This window comes from Burkholderia sp. AU30198, from assembly GCF_020419825.1.
Lineage (GTDB): Bacteria > Pseudomonadota > Gammaproteobacteria > Burkholderiales > Burkholderiaceae > Burkholderia.
In genome coordinates, this window is the sequence record NZ_JAIZSA010000004.1 from 135,485 (window position 1) to 160,631 (window position 25,147).

General features: G+C 68.3%; 22 protein-coding genes. 17 read left to right on the forward strand and 5 right to left on the reverse strand.

Going from position 1 to position 25,147, the window contains the following annotated elements; genetic code table 11:
- Nucleotides 1-24 precede the first annotated feature (24 nt).
- The 9 genes from LGN19_RS11615 to LGN19_RS11655 all read left to right on the forward strand — a co-directional run bounded on the left by LGN19_RS11615 (nucleotide 25) and on the right by LGN19_RS11655 (nucleotide 11,967).
- Complete coding sequence (locus tag LGN19_RS11615) at nucleotides 25-1,209, forward strand: isochorismate synthase (protein WP_226214740.1); 1,185 nt, start codon at nucleotides 25-27, stop codon at nucleotides 1,207-1,209.
- On the forward strand, nucleotides 1,206-2,822 hold the full coding sequence (locus tag LGN19_RS11620; protein WP_226214741.1) for a (2,3-dihydroxybenzoyl)adenylate synthase: 1,617 nt from the start codon (nucleotides 1,206-1,208) through the stop codon (nucleotides 2,820-2,822). Before LGN19_RS11615 ends, LGN19_RS11620 begins: the two co-directional genes overlap by 4 nt.
- 63 nt (nucleotides 2,823-2,885) lie before the next feature.
- The gene (locus tag LGN19_RS11625) at nucleotides 2,886-3,761 is read left to right on the forward strand and encodes an isochorismatase family protein (RefSeq protein WP_226214742.1); all 876 of its coding nucleotides are present in this window, start codon (nucleotides 2,886-2,888) and stop codon (nucleotides 3,759-3,761) included.
- Complete coding sequence (locus LGN19_RS11630) at nucleotides 3,758-4,081, forward strand: DUF2218 domain-containing protein (RefSeq protein WP_226214744.1); 324 nt, start codon at nucleotides 3,758-3,760, stop codon at nucleotides 4,079-4,081. The genes LGN19_RS11625 and LGN19_RS11630 overlap by 4 nt, the downstream gene beginning before the upstream one ends.
- A gap of 47 nt (nucleotides 4,082-4,128) precedes the next feature.
- Nucleotides 4,129-8,058 carry a non-ribosomal peptide synthetase gene (locus tag LGN19_RS11635; RefSeq protein WP_226214746.1) on the forward strand — a complete coding sequence of 1,310 codons (3,930 nt, stop codon included), beginning with the start codon at nucleotides 4,129-4,131 and terminating at the stop codon, nucleotides 8,056-8,058.
- Nucleotides 8,055-8,849 carry a 2,3-dihydro-2,3-dihydroxybenzoate dehydrogenase gene (locus LGN19_RS11640; RefSeq protein WP_174959348.1) on the forward strand — a complete coding sequence of 265 codons (795 nt, stop codon included), beginning with the start codon at nucleotides 8,055-8,057 and terminating at the stop codon, nucleotides 8,847-8,849. Before LGN19_RS11635 ends, LGN19_RS11640 begins: the two co-directional genes overlap by 4 nt.
- A 28-nt stretch (nucleotides 8,850-8,877) precedes the next feature.
- On the forward strand, nucleotides 8,878-9,972 hold the full coding sequence (locus LGN19_RS11645) for a 3-deoxy-7-phosphoheptulonate synthase (RefSeq protein ID WP_226214750.1): 1,095 nt from the start codon (nucleotides 8,878-8,880) through the stop codon (nucleotides 9,970-9,972).
- 61 nt (nucleotides 9,973-10,033) lie between these two features.
- Nucleotides 10,034-11,272, forward strand: coding sequence for an MFS transporter (locus LGN19_RS11650; protein ID WP_226214752.1), 1,239 nt, complete (start codon nucleotides 10,034-10,036; stop codon nucleotides 11,270-11,272).
- Nucleotides 11,273-11,487: 215 nt separating this feature from the next.
- The gene (locus tag LGN19_RS11655) at nucleotides 11,488-11,967 is read left to right on the forward strand and encodes a DUF2501 domain-containing protein (RefSeq protein ID WP_122945506.1); all 480 of its coding nucleotides are present in this window, start codon (nucleotides 11,488-11,490) and stop codon (nucleotides 11,965-11,967) included.
- 123 nt (nucleotides 11,968-12,090) lie between these two features.
- Here LGN19_RS11655 and LGN19_RS11660 read toward each other — a convergent pair whose 3' ends face one another.
- Together LGN19_RS11660 and LGN19_RS11665 are read right to left on the reverse strand one after the other, a co-directional pair.
- On the reverse strand, nucleotides 12,091-12,456 hold the full coding sequence (locus LGN19_RS11660; RefSeq protein ID WP_122945505.1) for a hypothetical protein: 366 nt from the start codon (nucleotides 12,454-12,456) through the stop codon (nucleotides 12,091-12,093).
- 310 nt (nucleotides 12,457-12,766) lie between these two features.
- Nucleotides 12,767-13,528: a hypothetical protein gene (locus LGN19_RS11665; RefSeq protein ID WP_226214754.1), complete on the reverse strand. Its 762-nt coding sequence runs from the start codon at nucleotides 13,526-13,528 to the stop codon at nucleotides 12,767-12,769.
- Nucleotides 13,529-13,651: 123 nt separating this feature from the next.
- Here LGN19_RS11665 and LGN19_RS11670 point away from each other — a divergent pair, with 123 nt between their 5' ends.
- From LGN19_RS11670 to LGN19_RS11680, 3 genes are all read left to right on the forward strand, one after another.
- A complete protein-coding gene (locus tag LGN19_RS11670) occupies nucleotides 13,652-15,088 on the forward strand; it encodes an aldehyde dehydrogenase family protein (protein ID WP_226214756.1) in 1,437 nt (478 codons plus the stop codon).
- A 123-nt stretch (nucleotides 15,089-15,211) separates the two neighbouring features.
- Entirely contained in the window at nucleotides 15,212-16,402 is a 1,191-nt protein-coding gene (locus LGN19_RS11675; RefSeq protein WP_226214758.1) for an NAD(P)H-dependent flavin oxidoreductase, read from the forward strand.
- Nucleotides 16,403-16,467: 65 nt separating this feature from the next.
- Nucleotides 16,468-17,109 (forward strand): OmpW/AlkL family protein, encoded by a 642-nt coding sequence (locus LGN19_RS11680; protein WP_226214760.1) that lies wholly within the window; start codon nucleotides 16,468-16,470, stop codon nucleotides 17,107-17,109.
- Between the two features lie 75 nt (nucleotides 17,110-17,184).
- Here LGN19_RS11680 and LGN19_RS11685 read toward each other — a convergent pair whose 3' ends face one another.
- Nucleotides 17,185-17,388 carry a DUF1289 domain-containing protein gene (locus LGN19_RS11685; protein ID WP_122945501.1) on the reverse strand — a complete coding sequence of 68 codons (204 nt, stop codon included), beginning with the start codon at nucleotides 17,386-17,388 and terminating at the stop codon, nucleotides 17,185-17,187.
- Nucleotides 17,389-17,809: 421 nt separating this feature from the next.
- On the opposite strand from LGN19_RS11685, the gene LGN19_RS11690 reads away from it, so the two are divergent.
- From LGN19_RS11690 to LGN19_RS11710, 5 genes are all read left to right on the forward strand, one after another.
- Nucleotides 17,810-18,904 carry a polyamine ABC transporter substrate-binding protein gene (locus tag LGN19_RS11690; RefSeq protein ID WP_226214761.1) on the forward strand — a complete coding sequence of 365 codons (1,095 nt, stop codon included), beginning with the start codon at nucleotides 17,810-17,812 and terminating at the stop codon, nucleotides 18,902-18,904.
- 85 nt (nucleotides 18,905-18,989) lie between these two features.
- Nucleotides 18,990-20,150 carry an ABC transporter ATP-binding protein gene (locus LGN19_RS11695; RefSeq protein WP_122946686.1) on the forward strand — a complete coding sequence of 387 codons (1,161 nt, stop codon included), beginning with the start codon at nucleotides 18,990-18,992 and terminating at the stop codon, nucleotides 20,148-20,150.
- Nucleotides 20,147-21,073, forward strand: coding sequence for an ABC transporter permease subunit (locus LGN19_RS11700; RefSeq protein ID WP_174959360.1), 927 nt, complete (start codon nucleotides 20,147-20,149; stop codon nucleotides 21,071-21,073). The genes LGN19_RS11695 and LGN19_RS11700 overlap by 4 nt, the downstream gene beginning before the upstream one ends.
- Nucleotides 21,070-21,891 carry an ABC transporter permease subunit gene (locus LGN19_RS11705; protein WP_122945498.1) on the forward strand — a complete coding sequence of 274 codons (822 nt, stop codon included), beginning with the start codon at nucleotides 21,070-21,072 and terminating at the stop codon, nucleotides 21,889-21,891. Before LGN19_RS11700 ends, LGN19_RS11705 begins: the two co-directional genes overlap by 4 nt.
- 147 nt (nucleotides 21,892-22,038) lie before the next feature.
- Entirely contained in the window at nucleotides 22,039-22,440 is a 402-nt protein-coding gene (locus LGN19_RS11710) for a hypothetical protein (protein ID WP_226214762.1), read from the forward strand.
- Between the two features lie 141 nt (nucleotides 22,441-22,581).
- Here LGN19_RS11710 and LGN19_RS11715 read toward each other — a convergent pair whose 3' ends face one another.
- Complete coding sequence (locus tag LGN19_RS11715) at nucleotides 22,582-24,183, reverse strand: RICIN domain-containing protein (RefSeq protein WP_226214763.1); 1,602 nt, start codon at nucleotides 24,181-24,183, stop codon at nucleotides 22,582-22,584.
- Between the two features lie 151 nt (nucleotides 24,184-24,334).
- The gene (locus LGN19_RS11720) at nucleotides 24,335-25,141 is read right to left on the reverse strand and encodes a sulfite exporter TauE/SafE family protein (protein ID WP_122945495.1); all 807 of its coding nucleotides are present in this window, start codon (nucleotides 25,139-25,141) and stop codon (nucleotides 24,335-24,337) included.
- Nucleotides 25,142-25,147: the final 6 nt, after the last annotated feature.

Below are 25,147 nucleotides of genomic sequence, written 5' to 3' on the forward strand. Positions count from 1 at the left end.
TCCTTCAATCTGGAGATGAATGCGATGAATGCGATATTCCGTCCTTCCGATCTATTAGCACCCCAAAACATATGGGATCTCTATCGAGCCGATGCGGCGCTGTTCCTCGCAACGCCGGCCCATACGCTGCTCGCGGCCGATCCTGCGGAAGCGATTCCGCATGCGGATACGCCGCTGGCCGAGCGCGTGGCGCGGGCGCTGCGTCATGCACAGGCGCAAGGGCATGCCGGCGCAGCGGTGGTCGGCGCCGTGCCGTTCGACGCAGATACGCCGGCCGCGCTGCGGGTGGCGCACACGATGCTGCGTGCGGCGCCGCGCGGCGCGCCGCGGGCGCCGGAGCCGACCGGCATGCGCTATGCGACGCGCGAGGTGCCGGCGGCCGACGCCTATGCCGATGCGGTGGCGCACGCGGTCGCGCGCATCCGCGCGGGCGAGCTCGACAAGGTCGTGCTGGCGCGCACGCTCGAAGTCGTCGGCGAGCAGCCGGTCGCGGTCGCGCCGCTCGTCGCGCGTCTCGCGGCTCGCAACCCGCACGGCTATACGTTTTCGGTCGATCTCGGCGAGGGGCGCACGCTGCTCGGCGCGAGCCCGGAGCTGTTGGTGAACCGCTTCGGTGGCATCGTGCGCGCGAATCCGCTGGCCGGCTCCGCGCCGCGCAGCCGCGACCCCATCGAGGACCGCCGTCGCGCGGAGGCGCTGCTGGATTCGGCCAAGGATCTCGACGAGCACCGGGTCGTCGTCGAGGCGGTGCGCGACAGCCTCGCGCCGTACTGCCGGCATCTCGACGTGCCCGCGCGCCCGTCGCTGATGCACACCGAAACGATGTGGCACCTGTCCACTGAAGTGCGCGGCGAAACGGACGCCGACGCGTTGACGCTCGCGCTTGCACTGCATCCGACGCCGGCGGTCTGCGGCGCGCCGCGTGATGCTGCCCGCGCGTGCATTCGCGCGGCCGAGCCGTTCGACCGGGGGTTCTACGCGGGGATGCTCGGCTGGGTCGATGTGCGCGGCGATGGCGAATGGATCGTGACGATCCGTTGCGCGCAGGCGTTCGATCGCACGCTGCGGCTCTATGCGGGAGCGGGTATCGTCGCCGAGTCGACACCCGACGGCGAGCGGGCCGAAACGGCGGCCAAGTTCAGGACGATGCTGGATGCGCTGGGGATTCGCCACGACGCCGCATCGGGCGGCGCCCGGGAGGCGGCATGACGATCGCGCACGGCACGCCGTGGCCGGCCGCGCTGGCCGACACGTACCGGAAAAAAGGCTATTGGCGCGGCGAATCGTTCGCCCGGTGGTTCGATGCGCGCGTCGCGCAATTCGGCGAACGGACGGCGCTGGTGCAGGGCGATCTGCGGTGGTCGTACCGGACGCTTGCGAGCGAGGCGCAACGCGTTGCGCGCGCGCTGAGCGCGGCGGGCATCGCGCCAGGCGATCGCGTGGTGTTGCAACTGCCGAACTGCGCGGCCTTTTTCGCGACGACGTTCGCTCTGTTCCGCATCGGCGCGCTGCCGGTCTTTGCACTGCCCGCGCACCGGCGTCGCGAGATCGGTTTCTTCTGCCAGCACGCGGGCGCGGTCGCCTACATCGCGGCGCAATCTCACGATGGTTTCGACTACCGGTCGCTCGCGCGTGACGTGCAGGCCGACGCGCCGACGTTGAAGCACGTGTGGTTCACGACGCCGGGTAACGCAGGGCTCGATCTGCCCGATGCGCCGGACGCCGCATTGCCGCCCGGGCCGGCCGCGCACGAGGTGGCGTTCCTGCAGTTGTCGGGCGGCAGCACGGGCACGCCGAAGCTGATCCCGCGCACGCACGACGATTATCTGTACAGCGTGCGGGAGAGCGCGCGCATCTGCGGGCTGAGCGAACGCACCGTCTATCTCGCCGCGCTGCCGGCCGCGCACAACTACGCGCTCAGCTCGCCGGGCTCGTTCGGCGTCTTCGACGCGGGCGGCACGGTCGTGCTGTGCGACAGCGCCAGCCCCGACGTTGCATTCGAGGTGATCGAACGCGACCGCGTGACCGTGGTCGCGCTCGTGCCGCCGCTCGTGCTCGTGTGGCTGACGGCCGTGGCGCGGCGCGGCGGCGCACCGGCGAGTCTCGAACTCGTGCAGGTCGGCGGGGCGCGATTCGATCCGGCATTGGCCGCGCGCGCGGCGGACGGCTTCGGCGCGCAGCTCCAGCAGGTATTCGGGATGGCGGAAGGGCTCGTCAACTACACGCGGTTGGGCGATCCGCGCGACGTCGTGATCGCCACGCAGGGGCGGCCGATCTCGCCGGACGACGAGATTCTCGTGGTCGACGACGACGATCGTCCGGTGGTACCGGGCGAGGTCGGTCACCTGCTGACGCGCGGCCCGTACACGATCCGCGGCTACTACGACGCACCGGCGCACAACGCGCGCGCGTTCACCGCGGACGGCTTCTATCGCACCGGCGATCGCGTGCGGATCACCGACGGCGGCTATCTCGTCGTCGAGGGGCGCGCGAAGGACCAGATCAATCGGGGCGGCGAAAAGATTCCCGCGGAGGAGATCGAGCACCTGCTGCTGGCGCATCCGGGGGTTGCCGACGCGGCACTCGTGCCGATGCCGGATCCGTATCTCGGCGAGCGCAGTTGCGCGTACGTGATTCGCGGAGCGACGGCACCGAGCGCGGCGGATCTCGTGCGGTTCGTGCGCGAGCAGGGCGTCGCGACCTACAAGGTGCCGGACCGGATCGAGTTCGTCGACGCGTTCCCGAAGACCCCGGTGGGCAAGATCGACAAGCGGGCGTTGCGGCAACGCATCGCCGATTGCGTGGCCGACGTGCCTGCCTGACGTCTGGTGCCGAGGCCATTCCACATCCATTCATTGTTACGACGCTTCACGACGCATTCCAACATGGCCATTCCGAAAATCGCTTCCTATCCGATGCCGGCAGACCTGCCGGCCAACCGCGTGGCCTGGCCGTTCGAGCCGCGCCGCGCGGCGCTGCTCGTGCACGACATGCAGGACTATTTCCTCGACTTCTACGATCGCGGCGCGGCGCCGGTGCCGTCGTTGCTGACCGGCGTGCGGCGCCTGATCGATTTCGCGCATGCGATGGGGATGCCCGTTTACTACACCGCGCAGCCGGCGACCCAGGCGCCGGCGGATCGCGCGCTGCTGACCGACATGTGGGGCCCGGGACTGACTGCGCAGCCGGCGCGCGCGGCGATCAGCGAGATCGTCGCACCGGTATCCGGCGACACGGTGCTCGACAAATGGCGCTACAGCGCATTCCGGCGCTCGGATCTCGATACCCGGCTGCGCGCACAGGGGCGCGACCAGCTTGCAATCTGCGGGATCTACGCACACATCGGCTGCCTGATGACTGCGTGCGACGCATTCATGCGCGACATCCAGCCGTTTTTCGTCGGCGATGCGCTTGCGGACTTCTCGGAGCGCGAGCATCGGATGGCGCTCGAGTACGTCGCGGGACGCTGCGGCAGCGTCGTGTCGGTCGACACGCTCGTCAGCGCCACCCATGACGATCTCGCGACGCCGACCCTCGACGACATCGCGCGGCTGGTCGCCGAAAGCCTGCGCATTCCGGCCGCGACGCTGAGCGCGGACGCCAACCTCGTCGATTGCGGTGTCGATTCGATTCGCATGATGACGTTCGTCGAGCAGTGGCGAGCCGGCGGGCACGACGTCACGTTCGTGCAGCTCGCCGAACAGCCGACGCTGGAAGCGTGGACGCGCCTGCTGCAACGCACCGCGCAGGTGCCCGCATGACCGGGCACGACATGCCCGGCATCCGTCCGGCGCCGTTCGCCAGCACGGCGGAAGTCACGCTGGCGCAGGCCGATCGCGTGCTGTTCAAGCTGTGCAAGCACTACGCGATCAAGGTACCCGTCGTGTTCGACGAGCACCGTGCGACCGTCGACTTCCCGTACGGCACCTGCCGGATGCAGCGGACCGACGATCGGTTGCGGATGCGCTGCGAAGCCGATACGGCCGACAAGCTTGCGCAGATCCAGTACGTGATGGACGAGCACCTGGTTCTGATGTCGCGCAATCGCGAACTGGTGATTGCGTGGCAGCAGGCCGACTGACGGCGTGCATTTCCGGTTCAACGCTTATTCGCGATAACTCTCCATTCATGCAACTCGAAGAAAGACCGATAGAACGGCCGATACGCGCGACATCCGCGCAATACGGAATCTGGGTCGCGCAACAGGTCGATCCCGACGATCCGGGCTACCTGACAGCCGAAACCATCGAACTTGACGGCGCGCTCGACGTCGATGCGCTCACCGGGAGCGTCGAGGCGGTGCTCGATCATGCCGACGCGCTGCACATGCGTTTTGCGTGGGCCGACGATACGCTCTGGCAACATCGCCGCGCGGCGGCCACGCGGCTGCCGCTCGTCGACCTGTCGAGGCAGGCGGATCCCGAGCAGGCGGCGCGGGACTGGATGAAGGCCTCGCTGGCGGTGTGCTGCGATGTCACGTCCGATCCGCTGTATCGCACGGCGCTGCTGCGGCTCTCGCCGACGCGGCACTGGTGGTATCTGCAGGTCCATCACATCGTGCTGGACGGCTTCGGCTACGGGCTCCTGCAGCAAGCCGTCGCGGCACGCTACAACGCGCGTGTCGGCCATGCGCCCGTGCCGACGTTGCCCGACTGGCGTGTGGATCGCGTGGTCGAAGCCGAGACGAGTTATCGCGCGAACGGCGGCTTCGAAGCCGATCGCGCGTTCTGGAGCAGATACCTGCGCGACCTGCCCGCGCCGCTCGCGCTCGCGCCGAAGCAGGACGTGGCGCCTGATGCGTCGCGGGCCACGCGCGTGGTCGACGGCGCCCGGCTCGCGCGGCTCAGGGATGCCGCGGGGCAGGCGGGCGTCGACTGGAACGCGTGGCTGCTGTGCGCGACCGGGATCTGGCTCGCCAGACAGGGCGGGCAGCGCGACCTGACGCTCGGGTTGCCGGTGATGAACCGGCTCGGCACGCCAGCGCTCGGCGTGCCGTGCATGGCGATGAATATCGTGCCGTTTCGCGTGCATGTCGACGCAGGCCATTCGCCGCGCGATCTCGCGCGTGCGTGTTCGGATCAGTTGCGCGCGATCCGGCCGCACCTGTATTACCGGTACGGCTGGATTCGCGGCGATCTGGGCCTGCTCGAGCGCAACGTGTTCCTGTTCAACCAGGCCGTCAACGTGATGCCGTTCGAACGGCAGGTCGCGTTTCGCGGGCTGGCGAGCGAGACGCGCGCGGTGAGCGGCGGGCCGGTGAAGGACCTGAACGTGACGCTCGCCGTGCGCGGCGGCGCGTGGCATCTGACGCTCGAGGCCAATCCGAATGCGTACGATGCCGACACGCTGGCGGCGCACGCGCAAAGCTTCGTGGACTGGCTCGACACGTTCGCCGCGTGCGCGGCCGACGAACCGGTCGCGCGCCTGCTCGACGACATGCCGCCGCCGTCGATCGTGCGTGGCGCGCCGCTCCCCGGGCCGCACGACGACGTGATCGCGCTGATTGAACGCGCGGCACGCGGCGCGCCTGCGCATACGGCGATCGAAGCCGGGGAGCGTCGCGTCGACTATCGCACGTTGCTCGCCGACACCGCGGCGTTGGCGGACGCGCTCGCCCGGCGTGGCGTGACGCAGCAGACGCGCGTCGCGTTCGCGGCGCCGCGTGCGCCGGACGTGATCGCTGCCATGCTGGCCGTCCTGAAGCTGGGCGCCGTCATCGTGCCGCTCGACCCGGACGGGCCGCCGCAACGCACGGCTGCGATGCTCGCGGACGCGTCGCCGGCGATCGTCGTCACGCGCGGCGCGCACCGCGCATGTGCGGGCGCGTGCCCGGTGTTCGATCTCGACGCGGCGCGCGTGCCGGCGACGCGGCATGCGCCAGTCGGCGACGAACCGGTGCCGGATTCGCTGGACGCGTATCTGCTGTACACGTCGGGATCGACCGGGCGCCCGAACGGCGTGCTGACCGGACGCGGCGCGCTCGGCCAGTTCGTCGCGAGCACGCGCGACCTGTACGCCATCGGGCCGCGCGATCGCGTGCTGCAGTTCGCACCGCTGCATTTCGACGCGAGCTTCGAGGAAGTCTTCGCCACGCTGTGCCACGGCGCGACGCTCGTGCTGCGGGACGATGCGATGCTCGATTCGGTCGATACGTTCACGGCCGAAGTCGAGCGGCGCGGCATCACCGTGCTCGACCTGCCGACCGCCTACTGGCACGTGCTCGCGCATGCGATCGACGCACGCCATGCGCGGCGCCTCGAACGCGTGCGTCTGACGATCATCGGCGGCGAGGCCGCGTTGCCGGAGCGGATCCGGCAATGGCGTGCGCACCTGCCGGACCGGGTGCTGCTCAATACCTACGGACCGACCGAGGCGACGATCATCGCGACCGCGGCGTGCGTCGGTGGCCCGCAGGCAGTCTGGCAGGAGGGCGAGCCGGTGCCGATCGGTACGCCGCGTGCGGGTGTCGACGCGTGCATCGTCGACGAGCGCGCGTACCCGGTCGCCGCGGGACGCACCGGCGAACTGGTGCTGTGCGGCGACGGGCTGGCGCTCGCGTATGCCGGCAATCCCGCGCTGACGGCGGAACGTTTCGTCACGTTGCCGCGCGGCGGGCAGCGTGCGTACCGTACCGGCGATCTCGCGACGCTGCGCGACGGCCGGCTGTATTTCGACGGCCGGATCGATCACGAAGTGAAGATCAGCGGCGTGCGCATCGACCCGCGCGAGATCGAGGACGCGCTGCTGCGCGAACCGGACGTGCGCGAGGCGGCGGTCGTCGCATCCCGCAGCGGTGCAGGCGCGGTGACGCTCGTGGCGTTCGTCGCCGGGCCGGCCGAGCCTGCGGCGTTGCGCATGCAACTGGCGCAGCGGCTGCCGGCGGCTGCGATTCCGGACCGCTGGCACGTGCTCGAACGGCTGCCGCGCAACGCGAACGGCAAGATCGATCGCAACGCGCTGCAGCGCGCCGATGTGCGGCGTGACGAGGCGGCCGACGATCCGCGCGCCGGCGCGCTGGAGCGGCAGGTGATGGCCGTGTGGCGGAACGTGCTCGGCGAGGTCGCGCTGACGCCGGCCACCAATTTCTTCGACATCGGCGGCAAGTCGCTGCAGGCGATGCAGGCGAGCGCGAGGCTCGCGGCGGAACTCGGGCGCGACGTGCCCGTCTCGATGCTGTTCCGGCATCCGACGATCGCGATGCTGACAGCCGCATTGCGCACGCCGCTGGCGTACCGGCCGCGCACCGAGCGCAACGCGTTCGCGCCGCACCTGGCGATCCAGTCGGGCTCGGGCGCTGCGCCGCGGCTCATCTGCATTCATCCGGCCGACGGCCTCGCGTGGAGTTACCTGCGACTTGCCGCCTATCTGCCCGACGCGACGATCGACGGGTTGCAGCTTTCGGTCGACGACACGCGCGATGCAGCTGATTTCGACGCACTCGTGCATACCTATGTGCGGCGCGTACGGGCATTGCAGCCCGACGGGCCGTATCACCTGCTGGGCTGGTCGCTCGGCGGCGCGCTCGCGTATGGCGTCGCGGCGGCGCTGGCGCGCGACGGCGACGCGGTCGGCACGCTCGCGCTGATGGACAGCTATCCGTCGTCGGCATGGACGGCGCAGCCGATGCCGGCCTGCGGCGACGCGTTGCGGATCCTGCTGACGGTCAACGGCGATTTCGACACGGCCGACCTGTCCGACACCGTGCTGCGACAACGCCTGCTGCGCGCGAACAGCCCGTTCGCGGCGCTCGGCGGCGCCGGCCTCGATGCGTTCGTCGCGGCGACGCTGCGGCAGATGCGCCTGTTTCGCGCGGCATCGACGCCGCGCTACGACGGCGAACTGCTGCTCTTCAACGCGACCCGCAAGCGGCAGGGCATACCGACGCCCGAGAGCTGGCATGCGCATCGGCCTTCGGGGACGCTGACCTGCCATGCGCTCGACTGCTCGCACGACGGCATGTCGGACCCCGAACCGATGGCGGCGATCGGCGCCGTCCTCACCGAACGGCTCGCCGCAACGGCGGGCCCGGATCTTCAATCACGGAATTCGAATCGATGAACAGCAATCCGAACCTGACTTTCCCGGCAGGTATCGCCGTCGTGACCGGTGCGGCGCGTGGCATCGGCGCCGCGGTCGTGCGCGCGCTTGCCACGCACGGCGTGGACGTGGGTGCCTTCGACATGGATGGCGACGCGCTGGCGCGCACGATCGCCGACAGCCCGCCGACGCCTGGGCGCGTGCACGCGTTTTCGGTGGACGTCGCGGACGCGCGTGCGGTGCAGGTGGCCGTCGAACGGGTGGAATCCTCTGTCGGTCCGATCGGCATGCTTGCCAACGTTGCGGGCGTGCTGCGGCTTTCAAGCGCGGCGTCGCTGACGGACGATGACTGGGCGCATTGCTTCGCGGTCAATGCCGACGGCGTGTTTCATCTGTCGCGCGCGGTCGCGCCGCTGATGATCGCGCGCCGGGCGGGCGCCATCGTGACCGTCGGATCGAACGCGGCGCTCGTGCCGCGCACGCAGATGGCGGCGTATGCGGCATCGAAGGCGGCGGCCCATCAGTTCACCCGTTGCCTCGGCCTCGAACTGGCCGGTCACGGCATTCGCTGCAACATCGTCGCGCCGGGATCGACCGACACGCCGATGCAGCGCCAGCTCTGGCATGGCCCGGAAGGCCCGGCAGGCGTCATTGCGGGAGCGCTCGACAGTTACCGGAACGGCATTCCGCTCGGCCGCATCGCGACCCCCGGCGATATCGCCGAAGCCGTGCTGTTCCTGCTGTCCGACGCGTCGCGTCACGTGACGCTGCACACGCTGTGCGTGGACGGCGGCGCGACGCTCGGCGTATGACGCGCGAACGGTTTTCGGAGCCCTGGCCATGAAACATCTCACTGCCACTACCGAACAGGGTGCGGCGGGCGCATTCGCGCAGCCCCGTCAAGACGAGCGGCTGCGCGTCGGCGCGCCGCTGCCGTCACCCGAAACGCTGCGCCGCGACGTGCCGGCCTCGTTCGCCGCGCGGGCGACCGACGACACGGGGCGCGCGCAGTTGCGGGCGATCCTCGAGCGGCGCGATGCGCGCCGGATCGTCGTCGTCGGTCCATGCTCGATCCACGATCCCGGCGCGGCGCTCGACTACGCGCGGCGGCTTGCCACGCTCGCGCATGCGGTGCGGGACACGTTCTGCATCGTCATGCGCGTCTACTTCGAGAAGCCGCGCACGACGGTCGGGTGGAAAGGGCTGATCAACGATCCGGGGCTCGACGGCAGCCATCGTATCGAGGACGGCCTGCGCACCGCGCGGCAGCTGCTCGCCGACATCAATGCGATCGGGTTGCCGGCCGCGACCGAAGCGCTCGACGTGATGGCGCCGCATTATCTGGGCGACCTGGTGAGCTGGGTGGCGGTCGGCGCCCGTACGACCGAGTCGCAGATCCACCGCGAGATGGCGTCGGGTCTGCCGATGCCGGTCGGTTTCAAGAACGGGACGGACGGCCAGATCGACGTCGCGGCTCACGCGATGCTGGCCAGCATGCGGCCGCACACGTTCATCGGGATCGACGGGGCCGGCCGTCCCGCGCTGCTGCACAGCGCGGGCAATCCGCATGCGCATCTCGTGCTGCGCGGCGGCCGGCACGGACCCAACTACGACACGGCATCGGTCGCGGCCGCGGCAGACGCGTTGCGGGCCAGCCGCTTGCCCGCGAACGTGCTGATCGATTGCTCGCATGCGAACTGCGGGAAGCAGGCGATGCGGCAACTGGCGGTGCTCGACGATGTCGTCGAGCAGATGCGCGCGGGCGACGACGCGATTCGCGGCGTGATGCTCGAAAGCTTCATCGAGACGGGCGCGCAGCCGCTCGGCGGCGCGCTGCGCTACGGCTGCTCGGTGACCGATCCGTGCATCGGCTGGGACGCGACCGCAGATGCGTTGCTGCATGCGCGCAACCGCCTGCTCGCGCGAGCGGGCTGACCGTGGCCGGCACCGGCCGGCCTCTTTCATTTCTCCAACACGACTCCAACACGAACGAATCATGTCGACCCCTTCCGCTGACACCCTGAACGCGCCTGCCGATGCCGGCGCGTCATTTTTGCCGCTGCTGCTCGCGAACTTCGCGATGGTGGCGGGAACCTATGCGTTCGTCACGATCGCGGGCCCGATGGCCCGGCGCATGCACCTCGAACCGCTGCACGTCGGCGCGATCATCGGCATCGTCGGGCTCGTGTGGATGCTGGTCGCGCCGCGCTGGGCGCGGGTCGCGGATCTGCGCGGACGGCTGCCGGCCATGCGCGCGGCGATCGGCGGCTTCATCGCGAGTTCGTTGCTGCTGACGGCGTACGTCGGCTGGGCGCTGCGCGACGGCGGCACGGCTGTGCCGGCCGTCTGGATCGGCTTCGTCGCACTGCTCGTCACGCGTGCGGCGATGGGCGGTTGCTACGCGGGCTTGCCGGTCGCCGCGACCGCGTGGATCGCGGATCGCACGGCCGTGGCGGGACGCGCGGCGGCGATCGCCCGGTTCGGTGCCGCGGGCGCCGTCGGGATGGTGGTCGCACCGCCGCTCGCGGGCTGGATCGCCGGGTACGACATGACGCTTGCGCTGGCCGTGTTCGCGGTGTTGCCGCTCGCCGGGCTGGCCGGGTTGCGCAGCCTGCGCGATGGCCGCGAGGGCGCGGCGCGACAGGCGCCGCCTCGCCTGAAGCCGACCGAGCCGCGCCTGCGGCTGCCCTGGTTCAGCGCGCTGGCGCTTTACAGCGCCGTGATGATCGCGAACAGCGCCCTCGGGTTTTACGTGATCGACCGCCTGGTCGTGAGTGCGCAGGCCGCGCCGCTCATGACCGGGTATGCGCTCGGCAGCGCGGGCCTCGGGCTGATCGTGACGCAGGCGCTGGTCGGGCGTTTCCGGTCGGTTGCGCCGGCGCAGTGGCTGCGTTGGGGCGCGCTCGCGGGCGGCGCCGGATTCGCATCGGTGCTGATGGTCCATGCGTCGCAGCCGCTGGCGCTGTGTGCGAGCTATCTCGTCGCGGCATGCGGGATGGGCGCGGCGTTTCCGGCCGTGGCGGCGCTGGCGAGCGCACGGGGGGCGCCGCACGAGCAGGCTGCCTGCGCGGGGGCGATGTCGATGGCCCAGGGGCTCAGCATGGTGATCGGGCCGCTGGCCGGCGCGATGCTGTACGAGCTGCATCCAGCCATGCCGTTCGCGTCGATCGGCGTGATGCTGGCACTCGTTTCCGTTGCCGCTTCATGGCGGGGAGCGCGTGCGGCGGATGCATAGCGGCGCGCATGCGCGCGCCGGGCGACTGGCTGCGACGCGTGCGGCGCGAATGACGGGCCGGTGAGCCGACGCGTGACGTCAAGCTTTGTCAAATTGTGGCGATATCACGATGCCTGACGTTTCGGGCCGCATCGGAAGGCTGTCATGCACCGGTTGATTGAGTATCCTTGGATTCGATTCGCGGTACTCACGCAGTCACAACCGGGAGGCTTCACATGAATGCACGTCTATACCGCGCGACCGTTGCCGGCGCGCTGATCGGATTGCTCGCGCCGTTTTCGGTGGCGCATGCACAACTTGGCGACGTCCTGAAGCAGGTCGGCGGCGGTGGCGATTCAGGCAGCGGCGCAGGCGGAGCGCTCGGCAACCTCGGCGGCCTCGGCGGTGCATTGACGGGCGGTGGCGGTTCGTCGCTGATGCCGGGCAGCACCGGCAACGTCGCGGGGCTGCTGCAGTTCTGCATCCAGAACAACTATCTCGGCGGGGCGTCCGGCGGCGCGTCGTCGGTGAAGGACGCGCTGATGGGCAAGCTCGGCGGCAACGCGTCGTCCGACAGCGGCTATACCAGCGGCGCGAGCGGGGTCCTCGACGCCGGCAACGGCAGCAAGCTCGACCTGAGCGGTGGCGGCCTGAAGCAGCAGGTGACCAAGCAGATCTGCGACAAGGTGCTGACGCAGGCGAAGTCGCTGCTGTAAGTTTCCCGGCGTGTGGCGGTGCGGGGTGCGCGACGGACCTGCTCAGGTCATTCCGGCTGCCACGCGCAAATCATCGACGAAAAGACGGGCGGCCGCGCGATGCCGCGGCCCGCACGCATGGACTCAATCGGCCAGCCGCTTGTCGGCGAGCGCCTTGCAGCAGTCTTCGTACACCCATTGCACGAGTTTCGCCCGATAGTCGAGATCGTCGGTATCGACGATTTCCTCGACCGCGTCGCGCGCCCACGACGCATCGACGAACCCGGCATGCCGCTTCGCGATGTCCTGCGCGAGCGCCGCGAGCCTGGCGATCACGAGCCAGTCGGCCTGACGGTGATGACGGTCGAGCCAGCGGTGTGCGGCCTGGACCTGGAACGTGGCGTCCGGCCACGATTCGTTGAGGTAAAACGCGCCGAGGTTGCCGCAGGTGAGCCAGCAAAGCAGCTCGAGGCGGTCTTGCGAGCCGAGGATATGGGATGCGTCGGACATGGCAGCGCTCACGAAATACGTCGATTCCGGGCGGCGCCGGTTGCAGTGAGCCGGTGCCGATAATAAAAACATAGCACGATGCGGGCCCGGCCGCGCACCCGGGCGGATGCTGAGATGGCGGCGGCGAAACGGACGCTGCGCCGGCATGGAGGGCCGACGGCAGAGTGAGGGTGCAGCGGGAACGGAAAGTGCGCGAGCGCGTGGGGAATCAGGCGGGAAGAGGCGGCCGGCGACCGGCCATGTGTGCCGGGAAGCGGGCCCGGTGCCGGGCCCGCCGCAGCCCGGTGCGCGGGCTGACGGGGAAGCGAACTCAGGTCGTCGTGTGCGTGGCGCGCGCGATCGAGCGGATGCTGCGCTCGACGCGGATCAGGATGATCAGCACCGCGAGCGACACGAACGAATACAGCGCGACGAGTGCGGCGACGCCGGCATAGCGCGCGGTCTGGCCGTTCTCGGCAGCCGTTTCTTCCGCGGCCTTCTTCTCGTTGTCGATCGCGGTCCGGCGTGCGTCGTAGCGCTCGGAGAAGTCGCGCATGACCGCCGACACGACGTCGGTGTACGCCTGCTCGCGCGCATATTCGTCGCCGTGCCCGGTGACCTTCTTCTTGACGCTGGCTGCGACGTCCGCACGCGACAGCACCTTGTCGAGATACGCGATCTGCTGCTCGTAGTACGCGACGTCCGGATGGTCGTCGTCGCCGAGCACGCGCTGGAACGACGGCTCGTACGCGTCGCGATCGACCGCGTAGTCCGACGACAGGGCCGTGCGGCCGTGCTTCTGCACGATGCCGGACAGTTGCGTCGACAGACGCAGCGCGGGCGACGCGCTGTCGTCCTTCGCCGCGGCGCCGTTGGCAGCCGGCGTAGCCTTGGCGGGTGCATCGTTCTCCCACGCGAACGATGCAGGATCGACCTGGATGGCCGAATCGACCTTCGGCGGTTTCGACAGGCGCGCATCGAGTGCGACCGCGCCGAATATGACCCCGCCGATCAGGACCGCGGTCGCGAACAACAGCACGATCACGCGCAGTACCTGAAGATAGCCGCCCTCGATTTTGGTCAGGATGCTCAAGGCATTCTCCTTTCTTATGATGAATGAGGCGCCGAGGCTAAAGACCTTTCTATTGGCTGTCAATCGTCACACCGGCCGACCGAAACGCTCGCTAGAATGTCGGCTTTCCTGGAGGCGGAAACGATGAAAATCTACGACCAGTTCTATATCGACGGCGCGTGGCGCAAACCGGCCGGCACCGGCACGATCGACGTGATCGACTCGGGCACCGAAGCCGTGATCGGCCGGATTCCGGAAGGCGTCGCATCCGACGCGCAGGACGCGATCCGCGCGGCGCGCGCAGCCTTCGACGCCTGGGCGGCCACGCCGGCCGCGACGCGCGCGGGCTACCTGCACAAGATCGTCGAGCATCTGCAGGCGCGCAGCGAGGAACTCGCGCAGTCGATCACCGGTGAAGTCGGGATGCCGATCAAGCTGTCGCGCGCGATCCAGGTCGGCGGCCCGATCTACAACTGGAAGGCGTACGCGAAGCTCGCCGAGTCGTTCGAATTCGAGGCACAGGTCGGCAACTCGCTCGTCGTGCGCGAGCCGGTCGGCGTCGTCGCGGCGATCACGCCGTGGAACTACCCGCTCAACCAGGTGACGCTGAAGGTCGCGCCGGCGCTCGCGGCCGGCTGCACGGTCGTCCTGAAGCCGTCCGAGGTCGCGCCGCTCAACGCGTTCATGCTCGCCGAGGCGATTCACGAAGCCGGGCTGCCGGCCGGCGTGTTCAACCTCGTGTGCGGTTATGGCCCGGTGGTCGGCGAGGTGCTGGCCACCGATCCGGACGTCGACATGGTGTCGTTCACGGGCTCGACGCGCGCCGGCAAGCGCGTGGCCGAGCTGGCGGCCGCGGGCGTCAAGCGCGTCGCGCTCGAGCTGGGCGGCAAGTCGGCCTCGGTGATCCTCGACGATGCCGATTTCGCGACGGCGGTGAAGGGCACGGTCAACGCGTGCTACCTGAACGCGGGGCAGACCTGTTCGGCGCACACGCGCATGCTGGTGCCGGAAGCGCGCTACGACGAAGCACGCGCGATCGCGAAGGCGGCGGCCGAAGCCTACGTCGCCGGCGATCCGCGGCAGGAAGCGACGCGTCTCGGTGCGCTTGCGTCGGCGGTGCAGCAGCAACGTGTGCAGGACTACATCCAGCGCGGGATCGACGAAGGCGCGGAACTCGTGACGGGCGGCACGGGCCTGCCGGAAGGGCTGGATAAGGGCTTCTTCGTGAAGCCGACCGTGTTCGGCCGCGTCGACCCGAAATCGACGATCGCGCAGGAAGAGATCTTCGGGCCGGTGCTGTCGATCATCACGTATCGCGATGAAGACGAGGCCGTGCGAATCGCGAACGATTCGCCGTACGGGCTCGGCGGCGCGGTGTGGGCCGGCAGCGACGAACGCGCGATGGGCATCGCGCGCCGCATCCGCACCGGGCAGGTCGACATCAACGGCGGCGTGTGGAACATGGCCGCGCCGTTCGGCGGCTACAAGCAGTCGGGGCACGGCCGCGAGAACGGCGTGTACGGGCTCGAAGAATATCTCGAGTACAAGTCGATGCAGCTCAAGCCCGCGAAGCCTGCCTGAGCGTTTCTCACGGCCTGACCCGGAAACGGCACGCTCGCGTGCCGTTTTTTTATTGACGGTCGTCAAGGTGCGCGTCGGTGGATCGTCGATCATCGCGGTTCCGATGTTCCGATGAGGTTTCAGATGACCGTACGCACTTCCTTTCCGCCGCTGACGATTCGCGGCCGCACCTTGCTGCCTGTCGTGCAGGGCGGCATGGGCGTCGGCATTTCCGCGCACCGGCTCGCGGGCAGCGTCGCGCGCGAAGGCGCGGTCGGCACGATCGCGAGCATCGACCTGCGCCACCATCATGCGGACCTGCTCGCGCGTTGCCGCGCGCAACCCGATCGCGCGACGCTCGAGGCCGCGAACCTCGAGGCGCTCGCACGCGAGATCCGCCTCGCGAAGACTTACAGCGAAGGGCGCGGGATGATCGCGGTCAACGTGATGAAGGCCGTGAGCGCGCATGCGGATTACGTGCGGGTCGCATGCGACGAGGGCGCCGATGCGATCGTGATGGGCGCGGGCCTGCCGCTCGACCTGCCCGATCTCACGCAAGCACACGACATCGCGCTGATCCCGATCCTGTCGGACAGCCGCGGGATCGCGCTGGTGCTGAAGAAGTGGATGAAGAAGGGGCGCCTGCCCGACGCGATCGTGATCGAGCATCCGGCGCATGCGGGCGGCCATCTCGGCGTCACGCAGATCGACGACATGCACGACGGCCGCTTCGATTTCGCGCGCGTGCTCGACGAGACCGCCCAGGTGATGGCGTCGCTCGGCCTCGCGCGCGAAACGATCCCGCTGATCGTTGCGGGCGGGATCAACAGTCACGACAGGGTGCGCGCCGCGTTCGACGCCGGCGCGAACGGCGTACAGGTGGGGACGCCGTTCGCGGTGACGGAAGAGGGCGATGCGCATCCGCACTTCAAACGGGTGCTCGCTGACGCGACGCCCGACGACATCGTCGAATTCGTCAGCGTGACGGGGCTGCCCGCCCGCGCGGTGAAAACGCCGTGGCTCGATCGTTACCTGCGCAACGAAACGCGCATCCGCAACAAGCTCGGCGCGCTGAAGCAGCGCTGCCCGACCGCGCTCGAATGCCTGAGCGTATGCGGCCTGCGCGACGGCATCGAGAAGTTCGGCCATTTCTGCATCGACACGCGGCTGGCGGCCGCGCTGCGAGGCGACGTCGCGAACGGGCTGTTCTTCCGCGGCCGCGAAGCGTTGCCGTTCGGGCGTGCGATCCGCAGCGTGCGCGATCTGCTCGACCTGCTGCTGACGGGCGGTGCCGCGGAGCCTGCGGCAAACCGTCCCACGTTTACGCTGGCTTGACGGATATCAAGATGACGAAAAGACCCTACTGGGAGAATGGAAACCATTCTTTGGGGGTCCGTACCATGCATAAAACGATTCGAACTTGTGTCACCGCTGCGGCCGTTGCAGCCGCTTTCGCCGCGATGCCTTCGCTGTCGCACGCGGCCTCGCCGGGCGACGGCATCAATCAGGGCGATGTCCTGGTTCGACTGCGCGCGATCAGCATCCAGCCGAACGAACGCGCGAGCGACACGCTGGGCGCGCTCAACGTCGGCGTGAACAACGCGATCGTGCCCGAGCTCGACTTCACGTACATGATCCGCGACTACCTCGGCGTCGAGCTGATCCTCGGCACGTCGCGGCACCAGGTGACGTCGAGCGTCGGCAATCTCGGCGGCGTGGGCGTACTGCCGCCGACGCTGCTGCTGCAGTATCACTTCAACCATGCCGGCAAGGTGCGTCCGTACGTCGGCGCGGGCGTGAACTACACGTACTTCTACAACAACGGGCTCAATGTCGGCGGCGAGGGTGTGTCGATCAACAAGAGCAGCTTCGGCCCCGCGCTGCAGTTCGGCGTGGACGTGCAGTTGACGAAGAAGGTCTTCATGAACGTCGACGTGAAGAAGATCTGGATGAGCACCGATGCGACGCTCGGCGACAAGGGCATCGGCACGCTGCACATCGATCCGCTGATCGTCGGCGTGGGCGTCGGGATGAAGTTCTAGACGCGGCGGGAAAAGAACAGAGTTGGGGTTGGCGGCATGGCGGTCGGCATGCCGCTTTTTTTTTGCGCGGCGGATTTACAGCTTGTCGTACTGGAAGCGCATCGCGGTGCCTTCGCGCGAGATGCGATCCCAGATCGCGCGCTTTTCGTCGTCGCTCAGGAACACCCAGTTCGACACTTCGGCGGCCGTGCGGCCGCAGCCCTTGCAGACTTCGTCGAAGAGGGTCGAGCACACGCCGATGCAGGGGCTGTCGGGCAGGTCGTGGAGATTGGAGGCCATCGGAAGGGTTTGCGCAGTTGAATCGTCAGCCGCCATTTTAATGCATCGCGGCCGGTCGGTCGGGCGGGTGCGGCGAGCATGCCGTACGGGTGCAGCGGCGGGACAGTACGGCCGGGTGTCGGGCGCAGCCGCCGGGCGGCTCGCGCATCCGGCCGGCGAACGCGCGAACCGACGCCTGTTTTTCCCGGTGGACAGCCGCCGATTACCCGATAGAATTCTCCGGGAACGCCCCGTCGCACGGGCGGCCTGGCCGGCCGGCGGGGGGAATCTGTTCCGTTTGCGCGACACCGCCATGATTTTTTTGTGACGGGGCGCGAATGATGGTAGTTTTCGGGGTTTTCGAGGGGCAGCGCGCCAGAATGCGCCGCCATGACGAGGCAGACGGCAGCCGGGCAACGTGTCCGGTCGGAGGGAGAACGGGATGAATGCAAAGGTAGTGGGCCGGTTCGCAGCGCTCGCGCTGTGCGTGGGTGCATCGGCGGCAGCGGCGAAGGATACGCAGCTCAATGTCTATAACTGGTCGGACTACATTGCGAAGGACACGATCCCGAACTTCGAGAAGCAGACGGGCGTCAAGGTCCGCTACGACAACTACGACAGCGACGACACGCTGCAGGCGAAGCTGCTGACGGGCAGCTCGGGCTACGACATCGTCGTGCCGACCAGCAACTACGCGGGCAAGCAGATCGCCGCCGGCATCTTCGCGCCGCTCGACAAGTCGAAACTGCCGAACCTCAAGAACCTCGATCCGCAACTGATGGCGCTCGTCGCCGGTGCGGACCCGGGCAACAAATTCTCGGTGCCGTGGGCGTACGGCACGACCGGCCTGGCATACAACCTGACCAAGGCGCAGCAGGCGCTCGGCAAGGTGCCGCTCGACAACTGGGACATCCTGTTCAAGCCGGAAAACCTCTCGAAGCTGAAGACCTGCGGCGTGTCGGTGCTCGACGCACCCGACCAGATGTTCGCGGCGGCGCTGCACTACATCGGCAAGGATCCGATGAGCACGAACCCGGCCGACTACAAGGCCGCGATGGAAGTGCTGAAGAAGATCCGCCCGTACATCACGCAATTCAACTCGTCGGGCTACATCAACGACCTGGTCGGCGGCGACATCTGCTTCGCGTTCGGCTGGTCGGGCGACGTCGTGATCGCGAAGCATCGCGCGATCGAAGCGAAGAAGCCGTACAAGGTCGAGTACTACATTCCGAAGGGCGGCGCGCCGGTGTGGTTCGACGTGATGGCGATCCCGAAGGATGCGAAGAACAAGGATGCCGCGCTGCAGTGGATCAACTACATCGAGGATCCGAAGGTGCACGCGGCGATCACGAACGCGGTGTACTACCCGAGCGCCAACGCCGAGGCCCGCAAGTACGTGCGGCCCGACGTCGCGAACGACCCGGCCGTCTATCCGCCGGCCGACGTCGTGAAGACGCTGTTCCTGCTCAAGCCGCTGCCGCCTGAAATCCAGCGTCTGCAGACGCGTCTGTGGACCGAGCTGAAGTCGGGCCGCTGACACGAGCCGGTGTTCCCAGCAGTCATGAAGCCCCTGGTGCCCCCGGGGGCTTTGTTCGTTCAACGCAGGAGAGATGCAGCACATCATGAATAGCCAGTCGGGTGCGCCGGTCGCGGGCGCGCCGTCCTCCGTTTCCTCCTCCGGCGCCGATGCGCGCGCCGAGACCTTTGTCCAGATCGTCGACGTCGTCAAGAAATTCGGCGACACCGAAGCCGTGCGCAGCGTCAACCTGACCGTGCGCCAGGGCGAGCTTTTCGCGCTGCTCGGCAGCTCGGGCTGCGGCAAGTCGACGTTGCTGCGGATGCTCGCGGGCCTCGAGACGGTCACGTCGGGCAAGATCCTGATCGACGGCGAGGACCTCGCGCAGATGCCGCCGTACAAGCGGCCCGTGAACATGATGTTCCAGTCGTACGCGCTGTTCCCGCACATGTCGGTCGAGTCGAACGTCGCGTTCGGCCTCAAGCAGGAAGGCACGCCGAAGGCCGAGCTGAAGGAGCGCGTCGCATCGGCGCTCGAACTCGTGCAGATGAGCAAGTACGCGAAGCGCAAGCCGCATCAGCTGTCGGGCGGCCAGCAGCAGCGCGTCGCGCTCGCGCGCTCGCTGGTCAAGCGGCCGAAGCTGCTGCTGCTCGACGAGCCGATGTCCGCGCTCGACAAGCAGATCCGCCAGCGCACGCAGATCGAGCTCGTCAACATCCTGAACAAGGTCGGCGTCACCTGCATCATGGTCACGCACGACCAGGAAGAAGCGATGACGATGGCGAATCGCCTCGCGGTGATGAGCGAAGGGCAGATCGTGCAGATCGGCTCGCCGAACGAAGTGTACGAGTATCCGAACAGCCGCTTCTCGGCCGAATTCATCGGCTCGACGAACCTGTTCGAAGGCGTGACCGTCGAGGACGAACCCGACCACGTGTACATCGAATCGCCGGAGCTGCCGAGCCGGCTGTACGTGAGCCACGGGATCTCGGGCCCGCTCGGGATGCCGGTCACGGTATCGGTGCGCCCCGAACGGATCGCGCTCACGCGCAAGCCGCCCGAAGGCGCGTTCAACTGGGCGCGCGGGCGGATCAGCAACGTCGCGTACATGGGCGGCTATTCGCTGTATCACGTGAAGCTCGACGCGGGCAAGACGGTGATCGCGAACGTGTCGAGCCTCGCGATCTCGGAGCTCGACACGCCGGCGCTCGGCGATGAAATCTACGTGCGCTGGAGCGCGACGGCAGGCGTGGTGCTGACGTCATGACCACGTTCAAGTCCCTGCTCGAGTGGCCGGTGCGGCGCTTCAACCTGACGGGCGCCACCGCGGTCGTCGCCGGGCCGTTCACGTGGCTCGTGCTGTTCTTCCTCGTGCCGTTCGTGCTGGTCGTCAAGATCAGTTTCGCGGAGCTGCAGCTCGGCATCCCGCCGTACACGGAGCTTGCGTCGTACACCGACGGCGTCGTGCACGTCGCGCTGAACCTGTCGCACTACGCGTTCCTGTTCACGGACAGCCTGTATTTCGCGACCTACGTGAACTCGGTGTGGGTGGCCGCGATCACGACGCTGCTGTGTTTGCTGATCGGCTATCCGATGGCGTACTACATCGCGCGCTCGAACCCGGCGACCCGCAACCTGCTGATGATGGGCGTGATGCTGCCGTTCTGGACGTCGTTCCTGATCCGCGTGTACGCGTGGATCGGCATCCTGAAGAACAACGGGCTGCTGAACGACTTCCTGATGTGGATCGGCCTGACCCATACGCCGATCGAGCTGTATCGCACCAACTACGCGGTGTACATCGGGATGGTGTATTCGTACCTGCCGTTCCTCGTGATGCCGCTGTACGCGCACCTGGTGAAGATGGACCTGCGCCTGCTCGAAGCCGCGTATGACCTCGGTGCCAAGCCGTGGAAGGCGTTCGTGCAGATCACGCTGCCGTTGTCGAAGAACGGGATCATCGCGGGCTGCCTGCTCGTGTTCATCCCGGCGGTGGGCGAGTACGTGATTCCCGAGCTGCTCGGCGGCGCGAACACGCTGATGATCGGCCGCGTGATGTGGAATGAGTTCTTCAACAACGCAGACTGGCCGATGGCGTCGGCCGTGACCTGCGCGATGGTGCTGCTGCTGCTCGTGCCGATGGCGATGTTCCAGCACTTCCAGGCGAAGGAGCAGGGAGGCCGCCGATGAAGCCGAATCGTTACCTGCAGTTCGCGGCGCTGTTTGCCGGCTTCGCGTTCCTGTATATCCCGATCGTCAGCCTGATCGTCTATTCGTTCAACGAGTCGAAGCTCGTCACCGTGTGGTCGGGCTTCTCGTTCCGCTGGTACGCGGCGCTCGTCGAGGACGACGAGCTGCTGACGGCCGCGTGGCTGTCGCTGAAGATCGGCGTGATGACCGCGTTCGCGTCGGTGATCATCGGCACCTGGGCCGGCTTCGTGCTTGCCCGGATGGGGCGTTTCCGCGGCTTCGCGCTGTTCAGCGGGATGATCAACGCGCCGCTCGTGATTCCCGAGGTGATCCAGGGGATCTCGCTGCTGCTGCTGTTCATCGAACTGGCGAAGTGGATCGGCTGGCCGGCCGAGCGTGGCGTGTTCACGATCTGGCTCGGCCACGTGATGCTGTGCATCTCGTACGTCGCCATCATCGTGCAGTCGCGCGTGCGCGAGCTGAACCCGTCGCTGGAGGAAGCCGCTCTCGATCTCGGCGCGACGCCGCTGAAGGTGTTCTTCACGATCACGCTGCCGCTGATCTCGCAGGCGCTGATCGCGGGCTGGCTGCTGTCGTTCACGCTGTCGATCGACGACCTCGTGCTGTCGGCGTTCCTGTCGGGCCCCGGCTCGACGACGCTGCCGCTCGTGGTGTTCTCGCGCGTGCGTCTCGGCCTGAATCCGGAGATGAACGCGCTCGCGACGCTGTTCATCGTCGCGGTGACGGCCGGCGTCGTGATCGCGAACTTCGTGATGCTGCGGCAGGAACGCAAGCGGATGGCCGGGTTCGCGACCTGACGCTCAGGTGGTGATCGCGATGGACAACGCCCGGTGCCGACGACGAGTCGGGCCGGGCGTTTTGTTTGATGAGACAGGCGTGCGGATGTGCCCGGCAAAAGTGACGAAGCGGCGCCGAATCGCCGGCGGGCACCACGGGAGAAAAAAATGAAAGTGTCTGAATGGCTTGGCGCAAGTCTGACCGCTGCGATCGTGGCGGGCCTGCTCATCGGCCTTTTGTCCGCCAAGGATTTCGGCAGTGTGTCGATCGTTTTCGCCGTGGTTGCTTTCGCGGTTGCATTCCCGGTGGCCATGCTGCTTTCGTATCCGGTCTATTGGGCAGGCGCGCGGCTGCCGCGGCAGGCGGCCTTGCCGATGGTGGTCATCGTGGGGGGCGTGGCAGGATCGATCGTTCTTGCGGTTCTGACCAACGCGGGATGGCCGGACGTCGCAGGGAACGGGAAAATGGTGTTGCTGTATGCGGCAGTCGGCGCGATGTGCGCGGTTTCGGCGCTGGGGTATGTCGAGCGATCCAGAATTGCCGGCACGCTGCGCAAATGGCTCGAATGACGGGCACGCCGCGTCTGTCTGGATGAGGACGGGCCATCGTTCCGTTGGGCGGTGGTGCTCACCGCAGTAAAAACGCCCGGCGCCGACGACGAGTCGGGCCGGGCGTTTTGTCGGGTGGCGCTGCGCGTGGGTCGGTGCCGGTCAGTACGCGAAGCTCTTGCCGGGCGTCGTCCAGACTGCCGTGGCGGCCGTACACGGCTGGAGCGTCAATGTGCTGCCGGCGGCGGGCGCCAGGCAGCGGCCCGTCGACGGCGACACGAGCTGCGCCGAACCGGGTGCCGCGCCGGCTTTCACCAGCCATTGCTGATCCGCCGCACCGGCCGCGCACGTGCGCAGCAGCGCGCCGTTGCCCTGCGCGGTGAGGCAGTAGCTGTACTTGGTCTGCAGCGTGCCGTCGCTTGCGACGACCCACAGTTGCGGATTGAAGTGTGTGCCGCCGGACGTGTGCACCGATGCGAGCGTCGGGCAGGCACCGAGCACCGCCGGATGGCCGTCGGCCAGGCCGCCGGACGCGGTCAGGCAGATACCGTTCGCTTTCACGAGGCCGGCCGCCGATTGCTGCGGGCCGCCGATCAGCGTCGCGACGCCGTTCGACACGGATGCGTTCGCATCGCCAGCGGGACAGGTCTTGTTGACCGTGACGGACGGTGCCGGCACCGTCACCGCGTTGCCGATCGCGTCGTACGCGCGAATGCTGAACTGCGCGTCCGTGTACGCGATCGACGTGCAACTCGTGCGGCTCGAGTTCCAGTCGAAATATTCGACCCACTGGCTGATCGACGAAACGGGCACTTGCGTCTGCGTCGTGCCGACATAGATGCTGCCGATGTCGAAGCTGTCGCCGGCCGAGCCGGGCGTCACGTCGGTGACGTTGCTCTTGAACCAGCCGGGGCCCTGGTTCGCGTCGGGTGTGATGCGGAACCGGTAGGTGTGGCCTGCCTGCCAGTCGTAGCGATAGCGGCACTGTGCGCCCGCGCTGCCGTCGGTCGCCGAGCCGCTGACCGTGCAATAGCTGCCCGCGCCGATGCCGGCGCTCGCGGGCGTGCCGGGCTTCGCGGCCGTGGCGCCCCACAGGCTGAACAGGAATTGCTTGCCGACGCCTTCGCTGGCCGACACCAGCTCGGTCGACTGCAGGCCGGTGTAGCCGTGCAGCGAATTGACCTGGTTCGACCAGAACACGTTCGAGTTCGGGCCCGGGTCCGTCTGCGGCGTGATGAACAGGTCGAGCGTGCCGACGCTGCGCACCGTCGACGGAAACCACGTGTTGCTGTAGAGGCCCGGCGTCGAACCGAGGAAGCCGGACAGCGTCGGTGCGGTGGCGGCGGATAGCGTCGCGAGACCGGGTGCCGGATTGCCCGTGACGGTGAAACTGCGCGCGCCAGCCGGCGGAAGTGCCGCGACGGGCGGCACGTCGAGCGTGAAGTTGAACGTGCAGGCGCCGCCGGCCGGTACCGTCGCGCCCGACAGCGCGACTTGCGCGGTGCCGTCGCTGGCCAGCGTGCCGCCACATGCGTTCGTGAAGCCGCCGGCGGTGAAGCCGGCCGGCATGCCGATGAAGAGGCCGGCCGTGGCCGGCTCGGTGCCGGTGTTGGTGAGCGTCAGCGTTGCCTTGTCGGTCCCGCCGACCGACGGCGAGAGACTGGCGAGCGTCAACGCTGCCGTATAGGCAGGCGTGGCGAGAGCGGTGAGTGGCGCGAGCAGCAACGCGGCGACTGCCGCGCGATGGACGGAGGTGACGAGCATGGCCGGACTCCTGAATAATTATTCGTTGTCGACGCGCGATGGATGGGCGCGCGGCGGCGAGTCTAGCATGCGGTCCTGACAAATTCGCGACGGTTGAAGGGCGTCGTGGGCGGGGCGCGGGTTCGATTCCCGCGCCCGATTGTGCATCGCCTCAAGCGCCGAACGCCGCCTTCGCCAGCAGCCCGAGCGCGACGCACACGAGCACGGCCGCGAACCCCGCCTGCACGTGCCGCGCAGCGAGGTGGTGCGACGCGCCGCGGCCGGCGGCCATGCCGAGCGCGGTCGCGACGGTGAACCACAGCGTCACGTCGAGCGGTGCGCGTGTGCCCGACACGAGTGTCGCGAACACGCCGCCGGTGCCGACGAGCGCGATCACCATCAACGACGTCGCAACGACGCCATGCATCGACACGTTCGTGAACTTGCGCAACATCGGCACGATCACGAAGCCGCCACCGACACCGAGCAGCCCCGTCATCAGGCCCGTCATCGCGCCGGTCGACGCCAGCGCGACGCCGACCGGCCAGGACCACACGAGCCGGCCCGTATCGGGATTCACGCGGCCGACGCACAGCGGCGACGCGTCGGCGTCGACCGGCGCATGCCGCAGCGCCTGCCGCAACAGGCGGCCGGCGACGATCAGCATCGTCAGCGCGAACAGCGCGAGCAGCAGGCGTTGCGGCAGCACGTGCGCGAGCCGCACGCCGAGCGTGGTCAGCGGCACGCCGGCCACGGCCATCAGCAGCGCCGCGCGATAGCGCACGAGCCCGCGGCGGAAACCTTCGAGCGCGCCGAGCGCGGCGCTGCCGGCCACCGCGACCAGCGCGACGGGCGTGGCCTGCTGCATCGGCCAGCCCATGCCGACGACGAGCGCGGGCACCGCGAGGATGCCGCCGCCGGCGCCGGTCAGGCCGAGCACGGCACCGACGAAACCACCCAGTACGAGGGAAATCAGCATGACGTC